12 protein-coding genes are annotated in these 18,121 nt (G+C 53.7%); 9 read left to right on the forward strand and 3 right to left on the reverse strand.

Annotated features, from left to right (window positions below):
- Positions 1–47: 47 nt before the first annotated feature.
- Entirely contained in the window at positions 48–2,891 is a 2,844-nt protein-coding gene (locus tag TH19_RS05735) for a glycine betaine ABC transporter substrate-binding protein (protein WP_114101383.1), read from the reverse strand.
- Between the two features lie 254 nt (positions 2,892–3,145).
- Here TH19_RS05735 and TH19_RS05740 point away from each other — a divergent pair, with 254 nt between their 5' ends.
- Positions 3,146–4,549: an FAD-linked oxidase C-terminal domain-containing protein gene (locus TH19_RS05740; protein WP_114101384.1), complete on the forward strand. Its 1,404-nt coding sequence runs from the start codon at positions 3,146–3,148 to the stop codon at positions 4,547–4,549.
- Positions 4,550–4,609: 60 nt separating this feature from the next.
- Here the strand turns inward: TH19_RS05740 and TH19_RS05745 are convergent, their stop codons facing one another.
- Positions 4,610–5,638 (reverse strand): lipid A deacylase LpxR family protein, encoded by a 1,029-nt coding sequence (locus TH19_RS05745; RefSeq protein ID WP_258547840.1) that lies wholly within the window; start codon positions 5,636–5,638, stop codon positions 4,610–4,612.
- 322 nt (positions 5,639–5,960) lie between these two features.
- Entirely contained in the window at positions 5,961–6,797 is an 837-nt protein-coding gene (locus TH19_RS05750) for a DUF2189 domain-containing protein (RefSeq protein WP_114101386.1), read from the reverse strand.
- Between the two features lie 460 nt (positions 6,798–7,257).
- On the opposite strand from TH19_RS05750, the gene TH19_RS05755 reads away from it, so the two are divergent.
- From TH19_RS05755 to TH19_RS05790, 8 genes are all read left to right on the forward strand, one after another.
- Positions 7,258–10,851 carry an AsmA family protein gene (locus TH19_RS05755; RefSeq protein ID WP_114101387.1) on the forward strand — a complete coding sequence of 1,198 codons (3,594 nt, stop codon included), beginning with the start codon at positions 7,258–7,260 and terminating at the stop codon, positions 10,849–10,851.
- A gap of 171 nt (positions 10,852–11,022) precedes the next feature.
- The gene (locus TH19_RS05760) at positions 11,023–12,549 is read left to right on the forward strand and encodes an inorganic phosphate transporter (RefSeq protein WP_181846324.1); all 1,527 of its coding nucleotides are present in this window, start codon (positions 11,023–11,025) and stop codon (positions 12,547–12,549) included.
- Between the two features lie 232 nt (positions 12,550–12,781).
- Complete coding sequence (locus TH19_RS05765; protein WP_114101550.1) at positions 12,782–13,327, forward strand: VUT family protein; 546 nt, start codon at positions 12,782–12,784, stop codon at positions 13,325–13,327.
- 90 nt (positions 13,328–13,417) lie between these two features.
- Complete coding sequence (queA, locus tag TH19_RS05770; protein WP_114101389.1) at positions 13,418–14,470, forward strand: tRNA preQ1(34) S-adenosylmethionine ribosyltransferase-isomerase QueA; 1,053 nt, start codon at positions 13,418–13,420, stop codon at positions 14,468–14,470.
- A gap of 6 nt (positions 14,471–14,476) precedes the next feature.
- Entirely contained in the window at positions 14,477–15,619 is a 1,143-nt protein-coding gene (gene tgt / locus TH19_RS05775) for a tRNA guanosine(34) transglycosylase Tgt (protein WP_114101390.1), read from the forward strand.
- A gap of 4 nt (positions 15,620–15,623) precedes the next feature.
- Positions 15,624–16,091, forward strand: a complete 468-nt coding sequence (gene queF / locus TH19_RS05780) for a preQ(1) synthase (protein ID WP_114101391.1) — start codon at positions 15,624–15,626, stop codon at positions 16,089–16,091.
- A 215-nt stretch (positions 16,092–16,306) separates the two neighbouring features.
- On the forward strand, positions 16,307–16,831 hold the full coding sequence (locus tag TH19_RS05785; protein ID WP_114101392.1) for an RNA polymerase sigma factor: 525 nt from the start codon (positions 16,307–16,309) through the stop codon (positions 16,829–16,831).
- Positions 16,832–16,982: 151 nt separating this feature from the next.
- Complete coding sequence (locus TH19_RS05790; RefSeq protein WP_181846325.1) at positions 16,983–17,984, forward strand: FecR family protein; 1,002 nt, start codon at positions 16,983–16,985, stop codon at positions 17,982–17,984.
- Positions 17,985–18,121: the final 137 nt, after the last annotated feature.

The following is an 18,121-nucleotide window of genomic DNA, read 5'->3' on the forward strand; positions in this document are numbered from 1 at the left end:
ACGGTACATGCAACAGGGACGCTGTGGCGTCCCTGTTTTTGTTTACGCTACTCTGCTTTTGGTGGCGTCGGGTTTCTAAGGTTAAATCCGGTCAACCATTCAAGGATCAGGTCGCCATTTGTATCGACCCACTGACGGGCAAGGGCGCTTGCGGTTGCGCCATCGCGAAGCCGGGACAGAAGTTCGACCAGTTCATCATTCGGGATCACGAAATTCTCAAGCAGGTTGGAAAGCTCGGGAAGGTCATGTGCCAGTGCCTGACGATAGGCAAGGCGAATATCCGTGTCAGGCCAGCTTGTCCCGGCCCGGTTCAGGGATGTCTGATCACCATTCATGATCTGTTGCCAGATTTCGGGATCATGTGTGTCGGACTTGATAAAGGTTACATCGGCACGGGTGAAAATCGTGTCGGGATAATAGCAGAAGAACAGGGACGGGCGCTTGGTCAGGTCATTACGCTGCACCAGTGTACTGAGAATCTGATAATCAAATTCCCTAAAATCATACAGCTCGTTCAGGCCATAGGCACCAAGGCGTTCGCGTTCAATTTCCGAAGAAGCCCATCCTTCATCGCCGACCCAGATATCGCCTTTGCCGTCACCGGACATGTCAAACTGTGCCGAAATTGCCGGGTTTTTCAGGTCCTTGATGGTCAGGGGGCCGAATGATGCCTGATCGAACCCGGCATAACACAGGCCCTGTTTGCCGATGACGCGGTTGGTGCTGAGTTTGACGGTACCAAATGCCCGGACATAACGGCGGATCAGCTTGGGATTGTTTTGAACCCAGATTTCCGGATGGATATCGATGCGGCCATCTGAATCACTCATCTCACGGAAAGCTTGGTCATTCGCGCTGCTGATCAGGTTTGCCGATCGGTGAATATATTCCTCGACAATGTTTGCAAGAATATGAGCCTTGATTTCGGCCGAGGGCCAGTCCAGCAGCGCAATATCAATCTCGTTGCGTCCCTGTGTTCCAAGAATGGCAAGCGGGGAAGTTTCAGGCATCGGGTTCTTTTCAAAGGATTGATACAGGAACCCGTACCCAAATCCGCCAACCAGAAATGAAAACACGGCAAAGACCCAATAGATTGCGGGGCCTGCATCAACATCAAAGGACTTTGATTTCAGCGTGCTGATGATCTGCTGCGACAGATCGGGTTTTGCGTCGGGATTTTCCGGTGCTGTGTCTGCGGGAACCCCTGCTAGCGTATTGATGTAACTCAGGATGCTTCTGCATTGCAGGGCATGGTCGCGGCGGATCTGTGTGTATTTGTCGCGGTCATGAATGATCAGCAAAAGATAGATCATTGAAGTCGCAACGATCATGGCAAACAGTGATGCCGACAATGTTTCAGGTCGGAAAATCAACGAAAACAGAACGTTGGTCGCACCCAGCAAAATCAGGATCACATATTCGCCCGGTGTGATCCGGTCACTTTCAAGGGTCAGCATCTTGTCGCCGATCCGAAACAGTTCAAGAACCTGTTCGCGATCTTCATCGGACTTTGCATAGGCCGGAAGAATGGAAGATTTCAGCGTCTCGGTATGTTGCTGGGTCTTTCCCAGCACACGAACGTCATCAAAGGCGCGCAAGAATGTATGAAGATGAATCAGGCTGTATTCACGCAACAGGCTGAAATGGCTTTGTTCGACCACTTTGTGTTCGTTCTGTTCGCATATCGCCATCAGTTTCTGGCGGAAATCCCCCAGAAGGTCTTCGCGCTCCCGATTAAGGGACGTGGTTCTTTCAAGGGCGAATGTCGCCAGCAACACAAAGAAGACGGTCGATACCGCAAGCAGATCGTAATAATTGTCAATGGTGGCTGCTGGAACCACCAAAAGCCAGATGCCGATCAAACAGATGGCAATAAACAGAAACAGCAGTGACGATTTGAGCGAATATTTCAGAGCGAGGAAAATATTCGATGAGACGATCAGCACAGACGCCACTGCCTCGTATTGGGTCAGAAGCCTGCTATCAACAAGTGCCAGAATGATGACTGAACCAATTGGCATCAGATACCAAAGGATGCCAACAGACGCGTTATCGGCCTGAAATACCGAAAGGTCATAAAGCAGGCTGCCAATGGCAAGAATGAAGATGCCAACGCAAGCAATTTGCAACATGTTGAACAGATCGACATCGACAATCTGTGGTTCACTGACAAACAAAGCCACAAGGAACAAAGGTGCCGCGATGCTTCGGGCAAAGGTTTCTGTCAAAAGACCTTTCTTGAAGTTGCTAAGACCAAGATTTTCTTCTTCGGAAACCTGTTTCCAGCCATCCATGCATTTCATACGAAACAGGCAATTGGTCGCCATCGCGATGCCGCCAAGGAAGGCAAGGCCAATGGTCTTGAACATTTCACCTTCAAGTAAAATCCAGTCGGCAAAATCCATATTTGGTGCTGTCAGAAGGACAAAACCGGCAAACGCAGCACCCGAAAAAATATAGTCATTTACCGTGATTCTGCCGGTTTTGTTCCGGTATGCCGTGTCGATGTAAAGAAACAGGATCGGCCAGGTTTCAAAAACCAGAATGGCAACCACGTCGAAATCAGACGACGACTTCAAAGCTCCGTACAACAAAAGATGATTTAGGCAAATCATCAATCCCGAAGTCAGAGTAGGCAGGGCAAGCAAACGGAAACGGGCGCGGGAAAACAAAGCGCTTCCGAGATGGGCTATTTGACGGCGAAAGACAATAACCGCGAACAGAAGGGTCGAAGCAGCGGCAAAGCTGTGTGCCATCGCCGCGACCTGAAACATTCCGATCTGATCAACAAGATGGTTGACCACCGGGGGATACAGCATCCAGAGGCCGACCGACAGAATCATCAGAACAACGGGTTGCTTGTATGTCCATTTGGCAAATTGCCGGACCATTGAGTTCTCCTGACGGTATCGGATGCTAGATCGCTGATTTCATTTCGATCGTCCAAAATATTGGATTGCCCGTGTGGCTCAACCCCCATGGGCAAAAAATGTCAAAATTGTCAGAAAACGTAAAAGGTAATACCAATTTCGGATATCTCGGCGTAAGGTAGCCACCCCATATCGCAGGGGACTGGATTGGACCCCACATAGACAAACCGGTTTTCCGACTGCCACCAGGAACTAAAAGGCCAAAGAGTTACATCATGTCAGATCGCAAATATGAACGCATCGAAACCCCCGAAAGCCTGATCAGCGCCTTGCGCGAGATGCTTGGGGATCGGCTGTCAACCGCGCAGGCAGTGCTTGAACAGCACGGCAAGGATGAAAGCTGGCACGAGGCATCGCCGCCCGATGCCGTCGTTTTTGCGACCTCGACCGAGGAAGTGGCCGAAGTCGTCAAACTTTGCGTTGCCCATGATGTTCCAATTGTTCCGTTCGGAACGGGATCATCGCTTGAAGGACATGTTGCGGCCCTGCGCGGCGGGATTTGCATTGACGTATCGCGGATGGATGCGATCCTTGAAGTCAATAACGAAGACCTTGATTGCCGTGTTCAGGCTGGCGTGACCCGCGAACAACTTAATGATCACTTGCGCGATACCGGTCTGTTTTTCCCGATTGATCCGGGTGCGAATGCCTCGATCGGTGGCATGACTGCAACCCGCGCATCGGGCACCAATGCGGTGCGTTATGGCACCATGCGCGACAACGTTTTGAGCCTGACCGTGGTAACCCCGGAAGGCAAGATCATCAAAACCGCCAACCGTGCGCGCAAATCATCGGCCGGTTATGACCTGACCCGCCTGTTTGTCGGGTCCGAGGGTACGCTTGGTGTGATCACCGAAATCGCTTTGAAGCTTTATGGCATCCCCGAAGCAATGTCGGCCGCTGTTTGTGCCTTCCCGACGGTCGAAGCCGCAGTTGATACCGTGATCCTGACCATTCAGGCCGGTATTCCGGTTGCCCGTATCGAATTCCTTGATGAATTGCAGGTTCGCGCGGTCAATAACTATTCCAAGCTTGATCACAAGGAAGCCCCGACCCTGTTCTTTGAATTCCACGGCACCGAAGCCGGCGTGAAGGAACAGGCAGAGTTTGTTCAGTCCGTCGCCGAAGAATACGGTGCCGAGGAATTCCAGTGGGCAACCCGTCAGGAAGACCGCAACAAACTTTGGGCGGCGCGTCACAAGGCCTATTACGCATCGCTTCAGCTGGAACCGGGCAAAGCCGGTATGCCGACCGATGTGTGCGTGCCTATTTCAAAACTGGCCGAGGCGATCACCGAAACCCGTGCCGATTGCGATGCCAGCCCGCTGACCTGCACGATCATCGGTCATGTCGGCGATGGCAACTTCCACACCTTGATCCTGCTCGATCCCGAAGACCCGGCACAGATGGAAGAAGCCAACCGTCTGCACAAGCGCATGGTCGAACGCGCCCTGAAACTCGGCGGCACCTGCACGGGTGAACATGGTATCGGCTATGGCAAGCTGGACTTCATGGTTGCCGAGCATGGCGAAGATACCATTGCCATGATGCGCGCCATCAAGGCAGCGATTGATCCCAAAGGTCTGATGAACCCGGGCAAGCTTATTCCGGGCCTGTGATTTCATCATACAATTTCGAAAGACACAGCAAAACGGGGCCATTTGGCCCCGTTTTCTTTTTTAGAACCGGAAGGACAGGGACAGGGACCCGAACTGGTCAGCACCGCTTTGCGCGGTGAATTCCGGGGTGCGATAAACATGGGTGTAGGTCAGGCGTGCCTGGCCGATAATGACGGCAAAGCCGATTTGAAGATCACCGACCAGCGGTTCCTTGTCGACCGATGCGCTATCGGCAAAGGTATTGCCATCAAGGGTGATGTCACGCAGCACATAGCGCCCGGCAAAACCGGCAAACAGATAGCCGCTTATCGGGAAGCCGTCGGTATCAGGGACAAAGAAATCCGATCCCGGAAGGCTTGGGCGAATGCGCGGCGGGCCGTAATCGGCCGGCAAGTCAAAGCCCATCCGGAACATGGTGCCAAGCTCGGCATTGGTGAATGCGTTGCCAAGGGTGACAGCCCCGTGCGGGGTGGCATCAAATTCGATCCCGGCAATATCGGCTTCAAACCAGCTGCGATATTTCCGTTCATAGGTTAGGCCAATGATCGGCTCGTTCTTGATCTGGTTGTCCCAGCCTTCGGGGTGGGGGCTGTTGATTTGTTTATGGACAAAGGATTGCGTTTTATCGGCAAGCGATGCCGGACCGACCACACCAAGCGTCAGTTCAAGCGTATCAATGCGGGAATAGTTGCTTTCACCATCACTCGATTGAAGTCCGGTATCAGACAGAAGCCCCGCCGTCCCATAGAGCATCCCGGCCCAGGGACGTTCATTTGGCTGGGGCTCGGAAATGGTGATGTCATCGGGGGTATACATGGTTTGGCCCAGCGAATAGCTGGTGCGAATGCGGCCCTCGGATGCAAAGAACGGCACCTGTTTGGCAACATTCAAAAAGGCGGCCGGTGCACTGTCTTCTGGTGAAACAAAGGCCAGCCGGACACCGTTGGTGTAGTGCTTGTCTGTATTGGTGGGGGTGAACAGATCGTTCTCGACCGACAGCGATATTCCCCATTTGTCATCGGGGGTGCGGGTCGATTGCGGGCCGCTTGCGGTATTGGTTTGCGCATGCAGATCACCCGTTCCAGCCATAAGGGCCACCAGTGACACGGATAGAACGAAAAGATGCCGAACTGCCGGAGCCTGATACATAAGAATTCTATCTCATAAATGCTGTTGGTTGGCTGAAACTGAAGCAAAGTCATACTGTTGACCACCAATTTTGGATAATTTGTGGCGGCTTTTTCAAGGGGTTTTGTAATGGTGTGATCACACCATGCCGTGATGATGAAACATCCGGCTGTTCCAAATGTTCCCGAAACTGGAAAAATGACAAGTTGGAGTGTGGTGACAGCAAAGCAAACGCCGCCTCAATGGGCGGCGTTTGTCTTGGTCGGATGTCATAAGGTCGTGATCAGGGCACCTGACGACGCAGCCGCGCAACATCGGATTGGCTGGTATCGATGATCCCGCGATAGGCATGCCAGCTTGAATAGCCAAGCAATGGCATCATCACCGCCAGGCCGAACATAAAGACCACCATGCCGCAAGCCGCAAGAATGGCGATGACCGCCGCCCAGCCAACAAGGACTTTCCAGTTCTTCCGGAATGCTGCCACGCTGATGATCACAGCGGTAATCACATCAACATCGCGATCAACCAGAAGCGGGATCGAAACGACAGATATGGCGAAAACAATAAGCGCCAGACCACCACCCAGAATGCTTCCGGTAATCAGGAAGGTGATGGCATCACGGGAAAAGAAAGTTTCCCAAATCAAAACATCAAGGGATGGCATCGATCCATTGTAAAACAGCGCAAACAGCAACATTGCAATGCGCGTCCAGGCCAGGAAGAACAGCATCAAAATAACGCCAATCGCCCCGATTTGCCCGGGATTGCGCCGAAAACCGTTCAGGCTGTGCCAGATGGTAACATTTTCGCCCATCTCGAGGCGGCGGCTGGTTTCATAAAGGCCGACGGCCACCAGTGGTGCCAGCAACATGAACCCCGCAGCAAGCGGCAAAGTCAGATAGGGCTGCCCGGTTCTGAAAATGCTGAGAATCATCAGCCACCCGGCCAGAACACACATCGCACCGTAAATCAGGCCGATTGCCGGGGTTCGTTTGAAATCGCGCCACCCGGCTTGTAACCATGCGCCGGATTGATCCGTGGTGATTTTGCGGATGGTGATGCCATGCAGGCTTGGTTCGACCGTATTTTCTGGCGTTTGTGCAATTGTCTCGGTCATTTAATCCTCCCTGTCGCTGTGAAGCGCTCCGATCTTTCGTCGGTGATGAAAGTCAGGATTGAATTTCTTGTTTTCTAAAATGTATCATTTTAATCAGCGATTTCCAGTATCCAGTTGATTCTAAAGTCGGTCTTTGGAACTGTTCAAATTGTTGGGAATGGAATTATGATTTGATTTCTGATTGTTCAGGTCTTGTTTTTATTTATTAAAAATTGTGGAATTTCAAACGGCTGCTTGATCCCGGCCTTCGGGCCACTCACATGATAGGAACGGTTGTGGATGGGCGTGTTGAAAGCAATCTCTGTCGCTGGACATGATGCAAAGTGAAGAATGCAACATTCTCTCGCCATTTTCTGTTGCGACAGCTATCACGAGCCTTATTCTTTTGGACTTAAAATCAAACCATTAAAGGTCACAGCCCACGGGCAGAATGATCTTGCGAGCGAGCGGAGCCTGACTGTTGAAAAAGATCCTTGCCGTAATTGGTGCGTTAGTTGTGGTGCTGGTGGCCGCATTGTTGATCATTCCGTCATTGATTGACTGGAATGGCTACAAGGCCCAGATCAGCAAAGCTGTACGGGATGCCACGGGGCGGGAACTTGTTCTGAACGGCGATTTGTCTATGTCGCTGATCCCGTCACCATCCCTGTCTGCAAGTCAGGTCATGCTCAGCAACCTGCCCGGTGCGCAGGATGCCCAGATGGTGTCGATCGAGGAAGCCCGGGTTTCGGTTGCCCTGATGCCGCTTCTGACCGGCAATGTGCAAGTCACGGAAGTCAGCCTGATCGATCCGGTAATCGCGATTGAAACATTTGAAGATGGCAGCAATAACCTTGTCTTTAATCCGGGCGAGGTCGCGCGATCAGGACCGGATGCAGGCACGATCACCACGCCTGAAACCGGAACGCAGGCACCGGCCACGCCACAGGAAGGTGCGAATGACGCCGAAAGCGGCACAGGTGGCGATTTCGCCAGCACGATCAAGATCGACCGGCTTGAGATCGAAAATGCTACCATCATCTATCGTGCGCCGGGCTCCGAAGAACGCATTGAAGGTCTGACCATTGGTGTATCTGCCGATAGCCTGAATGGGCCGCTGGATGGCGAAGGATATGTTTTCTATCGCGGTATTCCGCTGACCTTCGGGTTTGATGTCGGTCAGATCAGTCAGACCGCGCCGTTCCCCGTCAGCCTTAAGGTTGGTATCGACAAGGTTGATGGCGGCGTAACCGTTGCTGGCCGTGTTGACCTGTCATCGGATAATCCGGGATTTGATGGCCAGATAAAGGGCAATTTTGACGATCTGCGCAAAGCGGCTCTTCGGATTGCCGGTGATGGCGCGGATATTCCCGATATCGCCGCCAAACCGCTTGATCTTGGCGGGCATATTGCCGCCAACGCCAAATCCATCACATTGAATGACTTGTCGATCCGCTTTGGCGAGACCCGTGGATCGGGCGCAATTGCCATTGATCAGGAACCAAGCATGCGTGCCGATGTCGCATTGCGGTTCAATCAGCTTGATCTTGATAGCATCCTTGTCCTTGCCGATGTCGGCGATGGTGCGGCAAAGTCTGCGTCCGCTGGCAACGGTGATGTATCGGGTGCGGCTTCGCCTGCCACCGGCAACAATGGTGCGACAGGTTCAGACGGCGCGGCACAATCCATCCCGTCACAAAGCTCGGTCAAGAAGGGCGCTGCAAATGCGCCGATCATTCCGTCCGACCTGACGGCATCCATCGATTTCGAAGTCGAAACCCTGATTTACAATCAGACACCTGTTCATAACGCACGCATCAATGCGGCGATTGCCAACAGCAAAGTCACCCTGAACGAAGTTTCGGCGGGGCTTCCGGGCGGAACCGATGTGGCTGTTTTTGGCAGCATTTCGGGCGAAAAACCGGAACTTTCAGCCGCACTTAGCTATGAAGTGGCTTCGGAAAACATTCGGGCAGTGATCCGTTGGCTTGGTGCGGATGTTGACAGCATCCGGGCAGACCGTCTGCGTCGTTTCTCGCTAACCGGCGGGATCAAGGGCACACCCGATCAGCTCAATATTTCCGATCTTGATCTGCGCATTGATGATACGGCCATTCGCGGCGCGGTGATTGCCAATCTGAGTGGTTCGGGGCTTCCCGCCCTTGGCATCGGGTTGAAGCTTGATCGCATCAATCTTGATCAGTATCTCGCGGCGGCCCCGGCCGGGGAAGCGGCTGCGTCGGCAACATCGCAAAGTGCAGGTGCGTCATCTGGTGGTGGTGGCGCGACTGGTGGTGCATCTTCGGGCGGCACAGCACAGACTGCGGCGGTTGCCGAAGATATGGTCAAGGTGATCAAGGATGCCTTGGCACCGCTTGATGGTTTGGCGGCCAATTATCGTCTTGCCGCTGACGAGATCATTTCATCGGGCGTTGCTGTTCGCGGTATCCAGATTGATGGCAACATCAATGGCCGTGACATCACACTTAGCAACTTTGTCGTTGCTGATGCCGCCGGACTTGCTGCGTCGGCCAAGGGAAGTTTCAACGGCAGTGCAGATGTTCCGGCCTTTGACGGTCTGTCGGTCCGTGTGACCGCCAAAACGCTGGAGCCACTGGCGAAGCTGACCGGTATCACGCTTCCGGCACCGGCAAGCAGCTATAAGTCCATTCAGGCCAATCTTGGTTTGAACGGTCCGATCACCGGCCCGACCTTGAAACTCGATGTTTCAAACCCGTTGATGCAGGTCGCACTTGATGGTGTGGTTTCGCAGATGCTGGGGGCAAATCCGGGGCTTAATGGCAAGCTTGCGGTACAGGCATCAAGTCTGAACCGTGCGCTTGATTTGGTGGCGCCGACTTATACGCCATCGGGCAATCTTGGCCGTCTTGCTGTTTCAAGTGCGATCAAGGGCAATGCACAGAACATCACGCTTGATGACCTGAAACTTGTCGTTGGTGCATTCGAAACTGCGGGCAAGGTGACATTCGACGGATCGCAGGCGCAGCCGAAACTGGCGGTCAGTCTGTCGGGCGGGAAACTGGTTGTTGATCCGTTCTTGCCTGCTGAAAAACGCGCCGGTCTGCTGCCAGGTGTTGGTAGTGGTCCGCGCAAAGCTGCATTCAATCTTCCGGCAACCATGAAAGTTACCCGTGTTGATGCCCGTGACGGTACGCCGTGGGATGACACGGTGATTGATGTTTCGGCCCTGCGGTCGATTGATGCAGATATCGCCATCGCACTTGATCAGCTTGATTTCGATGCCTACAGCCTGGTTAAACCGGATTTGAAAGCAACACTGGTGCAGGGGCTTTTGACGATTTCGAACTTCAAAGGTCTGCTGGGTGACGGTGATCTTGGTATCAATGGCACCTTTGATGCACGCAATAATGACGTGCCGCAATTGGCCCTGACCGGGAGCCTTGCCGATGCCCGGATTGAAAAGCTGACACCGATCAAGGTTGCCAATGACACCATCCTTGGTGGTGCGGGTCTTAAGTTCGATGTCAAGGCATCGGGCAATACGTCGCGCCGTCTGGTGTCGGCCCTGAACGGGACGGCCAATCTGGTTCTGACCGAAGTCCGGTTTAGCAATGCAAGCAAACGGTCAAGCGATCCGAAACTGAATATTCAGGCATTGCTGAGCCAGGGGCCGCAGGCAATGGTGGTTGAAGGCGTTGGCAATAACGATCTTCTGCAATCGCTTGAAGGCGATATCACCATCACCAACGGCATCGCCAAAACCACCCGTGTCGAAGCGATTTCGCGTGTCGGGACGGCGGATGCTGACGCGACCCTTGATCTGCCGAAATGGGTGATGGATACGACGGCTGATTTCGATTTCTCCAAGAAGATCGAAGAACTGCCGCCATTCAGTGTTTATGCCAAAGGCAAGATTGATGACCCGGTGATCACCGGTCGCATGGACAAGGTCGCCGTCAAGGTTCTTGATAACATCCTTGATAAGGCACTGGGCGGAAGCGGTTCGAGCAGTGAGTCCGGATCAAGTGGTGATTCCGGCAAAGACGCTGCCAAGGGTCTATTGAAAGGTCTTTTGAATCAATTCGGTCGCTGATTGTTGACAGAATTTCGAATGAAGGAAACGGCTCCACCATGTGGGGCCGTTTTTTCTTTGTCCCCAGATAGTTGTCTGAGGGGTGTCACATATTCGCAAAAAAACCTTAACAAACGGGCTCGTCTTCGACATGATCCGCCCGTCGATTCCCTTTGGTGGTAACGGTTGATTATGTCAGTTAAAAAAACTGCTCTGGATAAGGATCTCAAGTGGCAGAAGCGCATGGATGCGGGGATGGGTCCAACCGCCTCGATCAGTGCAAAGCTCGGTCTTGCCATTGTTTTTCTGATTGCCTGTAGTGCGTTTGTCGCCTTTCACATGGGTGGCCTGCCGCAAAGTGGCTTCCTGATCGCAGCTGCCGTAATCGGTGGTTATATGGCCCTGAATATCGGTGCCAACGACGTTGCCAACAATGTCGGTCCTGCGGTGGGTTCCAAGGCGCTGACCATGGTTGGCGCCCTGTTGATTGCAGCTGTTTTCGAGGCAGCGGGCGCGATCATCGCCGGTGGTGATGTTGTTGGTACAATCAAGAACGGTATCATTGATCCCAACCAGATGCCCGATGCACAGACCTTTGTCTGGGCGATGATGGCGGCTTTGCTTGCCGCGGCATTGTGGTTGAACCTGGCGACCTGGCTTGGTGCGCCGGTATCGACAACGCATTCCATCGTTGGCGGTGTGATGGGGGCCGGTATGGCCGCCGTCGGGATTGATGCGGTTAACTGGCCGACCATGGGCACGATTGCTGCCAGCTGGGTGATTTCCCCGGTGCTGGGTGGTTTGATTGCTGCCGGGTTCCTGGCCTTTATCAAGTTTCGTATCATTTACACCGATGACCGAGTTGCTGCGGCCCGCAAATGGGTTCCCATTCTGGTCGGTGTGATGGTTTCGGCCTTCTCGATTTACCTGATGATGAAGGGTGTGAAGAAGATCTGGAAGGCGGATACATCGGTTATCATCGCCATCGGGATTGCTGCATTCTTCGTAACGGTTGTTCCGGTGCGTAAGGCCGTACATCGTGCATCGGCGACCATGACCGGACGCCGCAAGGAAATCGCATCGCTGTTCCGTATCCCGCTTGTGGTGTCGGCTGCTCTTCTTTCCTTTGCCCATGGTTCGAACGACGTTGCGAACGCGATTGGTCCGCTGGCCGCGATCGTATCGGGTGTCGATAGTGGTCAAATCGTGACATCCGCACCCATTCCGATCTGGGTTATGGTGATTGGTGCACTTGGTATTTCTGCCGGCCTGATCCTGTTTGGTCCGAAACTGATCAAAACGGTCGGTTCGAAGATCACCAAGCTTGATCCGATCCGTGCCTATACGGTTGCACTTTCAGCGGCCCTGACCGTGATCGTGGCATCGGCACTTGGCTTGCCAGTTAGCTCGACCCATATCGCGGTTGGTGCGGTGTTTGGTGTTGGTTTCCTGCGTGAAAGCCTGTCGCACCGTCGTCGTCAGGTGGCATCCCCGATGCTGGTTGATGCACCGGAAGACGAAGAAACCGACGAACATATTCAGGCGCTGCGCCAGATTGACCCGAACGAGGCCGAAAAAGCCGAACAGAAACTGCGCAAGCGTTTGCTGGTCCGTCGTCGTTATGCGGTGACGATTGCAACCGCATGGGTGGTGACGGTTCCGGCGGGTGCGTTCCTTGGTGCGCTTCTGTTCTTCACCATTCGCGGCATCATGCTGTAATCGCAAAAGAATAAAGCTTCGCGGCACGGCGTCCCAATTTTCCCCGGGACGACATGTGGCGATCTGCAGCGGCGGTCAGGGACACCTGGCCGCCGTTTTTTCTTGACCCCCGGTTGGGGGAGGCGTAAACACCCGTCCCAAAGCTGAACAAAACCCGGACTTGATCGTCGCCCAGTTAAGGTGGGCCGCGAGATTTGTTATGCGCGGGTTCATTTTTCTGAAGGACAAGAAGATGAAAGCAATCATTTTCGGCATTCTGGCAATGGCTGCGACCGTTGTTGCATCGAACATTCTGGTCGAATATCCGCTTCCGGGTGTTTTGGCAGACTGGCTGACTTATGGTGCTTTCACCTATCCGGTTGCTTTCCTTGTGACCGACCTGACCAACCGCGCACGTGGTGCGGGGGCGGCACGTGTTGTCGTTCTGGCGGGCTTTGCCCTAGCTGTTGTGTTGTCGCTGATCCTTGCTGACACGCGGATCGCCATCGCATCCGGGACTGCTTTCCTGATTGCCCAGATGCTTGATGTCACCATCTTTGACAAACTGCGTCAGGCAACCTGGTGGAAAGCCCCGCTGGTTTCATCGGGGATCGGTTCGGCTGTTGATACGGCATTGTTCTTTTCCATCGCGTTTGCCGGTACCGGTCTTCCGTGGGATACTTGGGCGCTGGGTGATTTTACGGCCAAGGTCATCATGGCGCTGACCTGCCTTGCACCTTTCCGCCTGTTGATGGCTGTGGTAACGCCGCGCCTGAATGCGGAACCGGCACAGGGCTGATATGTCGCGCCAAGCCTTGTGATTTGATATGAAGGGGCGCATAAAACGCCCCTTCAATTGTTTCTCCCAGAACCGGAATATTCCCGACCCATGAAAGTCGATCTGTTCGATTTCGAATTGCCACGCGAACGCATTGCCGAACATCCGGCAAACCCGCGTGACGCGGCCCGTATGCTTGATCTGTCTGCTGGCGGAATGAGTGACCGTATCGTGCGCGAACTGCCTGATATCCTGCGTCCGGGCGATTTGCTGATTTCCAATGATACCCGTGTGATTCCGGCGCGCCTGTTTGGCAAGCGCGGGGACGCAAAGGTCGAAGTCACCCTGCACAAGCAGGAAGGTCTGGGAACCTGGGTGGCGTTTGCCAAACCTGCCAAAAAGCTTCGGATCGGTGAAACCTTCAAGGTCAATGACGAGTTTGAGGCCGAGGTTCTTGATAAAAAAGACGGCGGCGAGGTTACGCTTAAATTCAATCGTTCGGGTGCGGACCTGATTGCGGCACTTGAAAAATACGGTGTGATGCCGTTGCCGCCCTATATCCGTCGTGAAACCGGTGGCGATGATCAGGACAAGTCCGATTACCAGACCATCTTTGCGCAAAAGGACGGTGCGGTGGCAGCCCCGACAGCGGGCCTGCATTTTACCCCGGAACTTTTGGCAAATCTTGATGCGCGCGGGATTAATCGCCGGACCATTACCCTGCATGTCGGGGCGGGCACGTTCCTGCCGGTCAAGGTTGATGATACCGAAGACCACAAAATGCATGCGGAATGGGGTTCCATCAGCAAGGAAATCGCTGATCTGATCAACGAAACGCGTGCCACTGGTGGACGTGTTGTTGCGGTCGGAACAACGTCGCTGCGCCTGCTTGAAAGTGCGGCACGTGAAGATGGTGTGGTTGAACCGTTCGAAGCGGAAACCGACATCTTTATCACGCCGGGTTACAAGTTCCGCGCGGTCGATATGCTTTTGACCAACTTCCACCTGCCGCGTTCGACCCTATTCATGCTGGTGTCGGCCTTTGCCGGGTTTGACCGGATGAAGGCGGCCTATAACCACGCGATCGAAAACGAATACCGTTTTTATTCATATGGCGATTGCAGCCTGCTTGAATGCGCCAGTAAAATTGATGCACGGACATAATTTGTCATGACCGAATTTCGCTATGAATTGCTAGCCCAGGATGGCAAGGCCCGTCTGGGGCGCATCCACACAGCCCACGGCGTTATTGATACGCCGACCTTCATGCCGGTTGGTACGGCTGCCACGGTTAAGGGGATGTTGCCGGAAAACGTGGCCGATACCGGTGCGCAAATCCTGTTGGGGAATACCTATCACCTGATGCTGCGTCCGGGTGCGGAACGCATCGCACGTCTTGGTGGTTTGCACAAATTCATGAACTGGGACAAACCGATCCTGACCGACAGTGGCGGGTATCAGGTCATGTCACTGGCGAAACTGCGCAAGATCACCGAAGAAGGTGTGACATTCAAAAGCCACATCGACGGTCGCAAGTTTAACCTGACGCCGGAACGCTCGATGGAAATCCAGCATTTGCTGGGCTCGACCATCACCATGGCCTTTGATGAATGCACGCCATTCCCGGCAACGGAAAAGCAGGCGGCGGAAAGCATGCGCATGTCGATGCGTTGGGCAAAGCGTTCCAAGGATGCGTTTGTCGAACGTGAAGGCTATGCGCTTTATGGCATTCAGCAGGGCAGCGTTTTTGAAAACCTGCGTCGCGAAAGTTCCGAAAAGCTGGCCGAGCTTGATCTTCCGGGCCATTCGGTTGGTGGCCTTGCGGTTGGCGAAGGCCAGCAGATCATGTTTGATACGCTTGATTTCTGCGTTGATATGTTGCCGGCCAACAAGCCGCGCTATCTGATGGGGGTTGGCAAGCCATCTGATCTTGTTGGTGCAGTGATGCGCGGGATTGATCAGTTCGATTGCGTTCTTCCGACCCGTTCGGGCCGCAACGCACAGGCCTTTACCCATCGTGGGACGCTGAACCTTAAGAACGGTCGTCATCGCGATGATGATCGTCCGCTTGATGATCAGTGCAATTGCCCGGCTTGTACAAAATATTCGCGTGCCTATCTGCATCATCTGATCAAGGCTGGCGAAATTCTGGGTGCAGTTCTTCTGACCTGGCATAACCTTGCCTATTATCAGGATTTGATGCGCGGCATGCGCGAAGCCATTGCCGAAGGCCGGATGGAAGCATTTGCGCGCGATTTCCATGCCGGACAGGAAGGCGGGGATATCGATCCCGTGCCAATTATCGAGGATTAATTCCATGGCCGATCAGACCATTTACGACAATCTGACCATGCTGGGCGGTGACACCGTGCAGCCCGCTTCCCCGGAAGAAGCCGTTCTTGAACGTGTTCAGAACCCGCAGGCCGGAACAGATTACTGTGTGCGTTTTGTCGCACCGGAGTTTACATCCCTTTGCCCGATCACCGGGCAGCCCGATTTCGCCCATCTGGTGATCGACTATGTACCGGGTGACTGGCTGGTCGAAAGCAAGTCTTTGAAGCTGTTCCTGACGTCGTTCCGTAATCATGGTTCATTCCATGAAGATTGCACGATCAAGGTCGGGAAACGCATTGTTGAAACGCTTGATCCGAAATGGCTGCGCATTGGTGGATACTGGTATCCGCGCGGTGGTATTCCGATTGATGTGTTTTATCAAACCGGTGCCGCACCCGAAGGTGTCTGGATCCCTGAACAGGGCGTCGCCCCTTATCGCGGACGTGGCTGATAATGCACTGCGGTCTGGTCATCCGGGCCGAGGGCAAGAATTCAAAGGGGCTGCCTTGTTTCGCAAGGCAGCCTTTTTTGTTGCTGATCGTGGCACTGGCATGACTAGTAATTGATAATTATTCGCATTGTCATTTTCAATTGATCCTGCTAAATCAGGAGCCAGACAGGGGGAGCCTGTCAGCTTTGTGTTACTGGCTTGGTTGGAAATCGGCGATGGCGCGGCAAAGCGCATCTGTCCTAATTGCAAGTTTTCAGGAAAACTATGAACAGCTTTTGCGGTTTCTGACCCGAAAGCTGAATGGTGATTCCGAACGTGCTGCGGACATTGCCCAGGACACGTTTGTCCGTCTTGCCAGAACGCCAGAAACAGACGACGAGATCGATAATCCGAGGGCCTATATCTATCGCGTGGCCGGTAACCTTGCTATTGACCAGATCCGAAGCGACCGCCGCCAATCGGCCCATCATGATGGCGACGACGGTGCATCAGAAATCAGTGACCCGAAACCCGGCCCGGAACGAATTTACCTGTCGCGTGAACAGGTCAAACTGCTTGATCAGGCCTTGAACCAGTTGCCGGAAAATGCCCGCGCAGCATTACTGATGTTCCGGGTCGAAGGATTATCCCATACCCAGATTGCCGAGAAACTTGGTGTTTCCAACAGCATGGTGGCTAAATATATTGGCCGTGCCTTAAAGCATTGCCGTGACGCGCTTTTGGCTGGGGGAGAAAAATAATGTCAAAAAAAATGGCATCATTTGATCTGCTCACTCGTCTTAATAATAGGAAATGCCGTTTGTCGAAAACGGAACAGGATCGGGGACGGTTACTTTGAATTCGGGTGCATCCGCACATCCGCAGTCAGCACTGCAAGATTATGACGATGACATGGTCGCCTTAAGCGATCAGGCCATCGACTGGCTTGTGCGTCTGCAATCCGATGAGGTGACTGATCTTGACCGTCAGGCATTCGTGGATTGGTCCGGGCAAAGTGATGACCATATGCGGGCCGCGCGCGATGCGCAGGCGCTATTTGGTGCTGTGAGCCAAACGGAAACAGCGCAGGACTGGACCGGCCAAGAAGCGGCATTGTCGCCAAATGCAACGATACCCATCAATACTGCGCGAAATACCCGGCGCAGGATGCCCGGTTCCATGGCGAGGTTTGGGACGCGCCGGTTTGCACTGAGCATTGCATCGCTTTGCGCACTTGTTCTGGCGATCATGGCCGGTGCCGGGGTGCCGACCGATATCTGGGCACGGTGGACCGCGCAATACAGCACGGATATCGGTTTGTTCAAAACCGTGAACCTGCCCGACGGGACGGTTGCGCACATGAATACGGCGTCGGCCTTCTCCATTGATTTTTCCAACGGCGTACGGCGCGTTGATCTGGCCGCGGGCGAGGTGATTTTCGATGTGGCCAAGGATGCACAACATCCGTTTATTGTATCAGCCCAGGGCGGCGAGGCGATGGCGGTTGGCACGGTCTACGGTGTTCGCATCACGGATGATCATGTGAATGTAACGGTGCGCGAAGGTGTTGTCGAAGTCAGTACCGGCGTTGGCAGCAGCATGCGCCTTCTGGCAGGGGATCAAGCCGTCTATCACGATGGACGTGGGCCACAGACAGGCGGGCATGTTGATCTGGCTGCCTATGGAAGCTGGCAGCGCGGCAAACTGATCTTTAATAACCGTCCTTTGGGGGACGTGATTGATGAAGTTCAGCGTTACAAGACAGAACGTATCGTCATTGCCCGTGATGCCGTCCATGACTTGAAGGTCACCGGTGTTTTTGAAATCGCCGAACTTGATGACCTTCTCGATACGCTGGAACAGGCAATGAATGCGCGGGTTGTCAGGTTGCCGCTTCTGACTGTGATCTATTAAATCCTTGTGCTGACAGGCCGTTTTCCGGGCTATTTCCAAGAAAATTGAAAAAAATTGAAAAATCCGGTGCAAATCGCGTTGGGTCAGATCGTCTTAAGGTCAAAAGCGAATGATTTCGGTTCTTACAATCATTCGCA

It is taken from the genome of Thalassospira profundimaris (assembly GCF_003326675.1).
In the GTDB taxonomy this organism is placed as follows: Bacteria; Pseudomonadota; Alphaproteobacteria; order Rhodospirillales; family Thalassospiraceae; genus Thalassospira; species Thalassospira aquimaris.

Coding starts and splice junctions, on each gene's coding strand:
- TH19_RS05745 (WP_258547840.1), bottom strand. CDS start 5,638: ATGGCTGGAACGGGTGATCTGCATGCGCAAACCAATACCGCAAGCGGC.
- TH19_RS05790 (WP_181846325.1), top strand. CDS start 16,983: ATGGTCGCCTTAAGCGATCAGGCCATCGACTGGCTTGTGCGTCTGCAA.
- TH19_RS05740 (WP_114101384.1), top strand. CDS start 3,146: ATGTCAGATCGCAAATATGAACGCATCGAAACCCCCGAAAGCCTGATC.
- TH19_RS05785 (WP_114101392.1), top strand. CDS start 16,307: ATGGCGCGGCAAAGCGCATCTGTCCTAATTGCAAGTTTTCAGGAAAAC.
- queF (WP_114101391.1), top strand. CDS start 15,624: ATGGCCGATCAGACCATTTACGACAATCTGACCATGCTGGGCGGTGAC.
- TH19_RS05765 (WP_114101550.1), top strand. CDS start 12,782: ATGAAAGCAATCATTTTCGGCATTCTGGCAATGGCTGCGACCGTTGTT.
- queA (WP_114101389.1), top strand. CDS start 13,418: ATGAAAGTCGATCTGTTCGATTTCGAATTGCCACGCGAACGCATTGCC.
- TH19_RS05760 (WP_181846324.1), top strand. CDS start 11,023: ATGTCAGTTAAAAAAACTGCTCTGGATAAGGATCTCAAGTGGCAGAAG.
- TH19_RS05750 (WP_114101386.1), bottom strand. CDS start 6,797: ATGACCGAGACAATTGCACAAACGCCAGAAAATACGGTCGAACCAAGC.
- tgt (WP_114101390.1), top strand. CDS start 14,477: ATGACCGAATTTCGCTATGAATTGCTAGCCCAGGATGGCAAGGCCCGT.
- TH19_RS05735 (WP_114101383.1), bottom strand. CDS start 2,891: ATGGTCCGGCAATTTGCCAAATGGACATACAAGCAACCCGTTGTTCTG.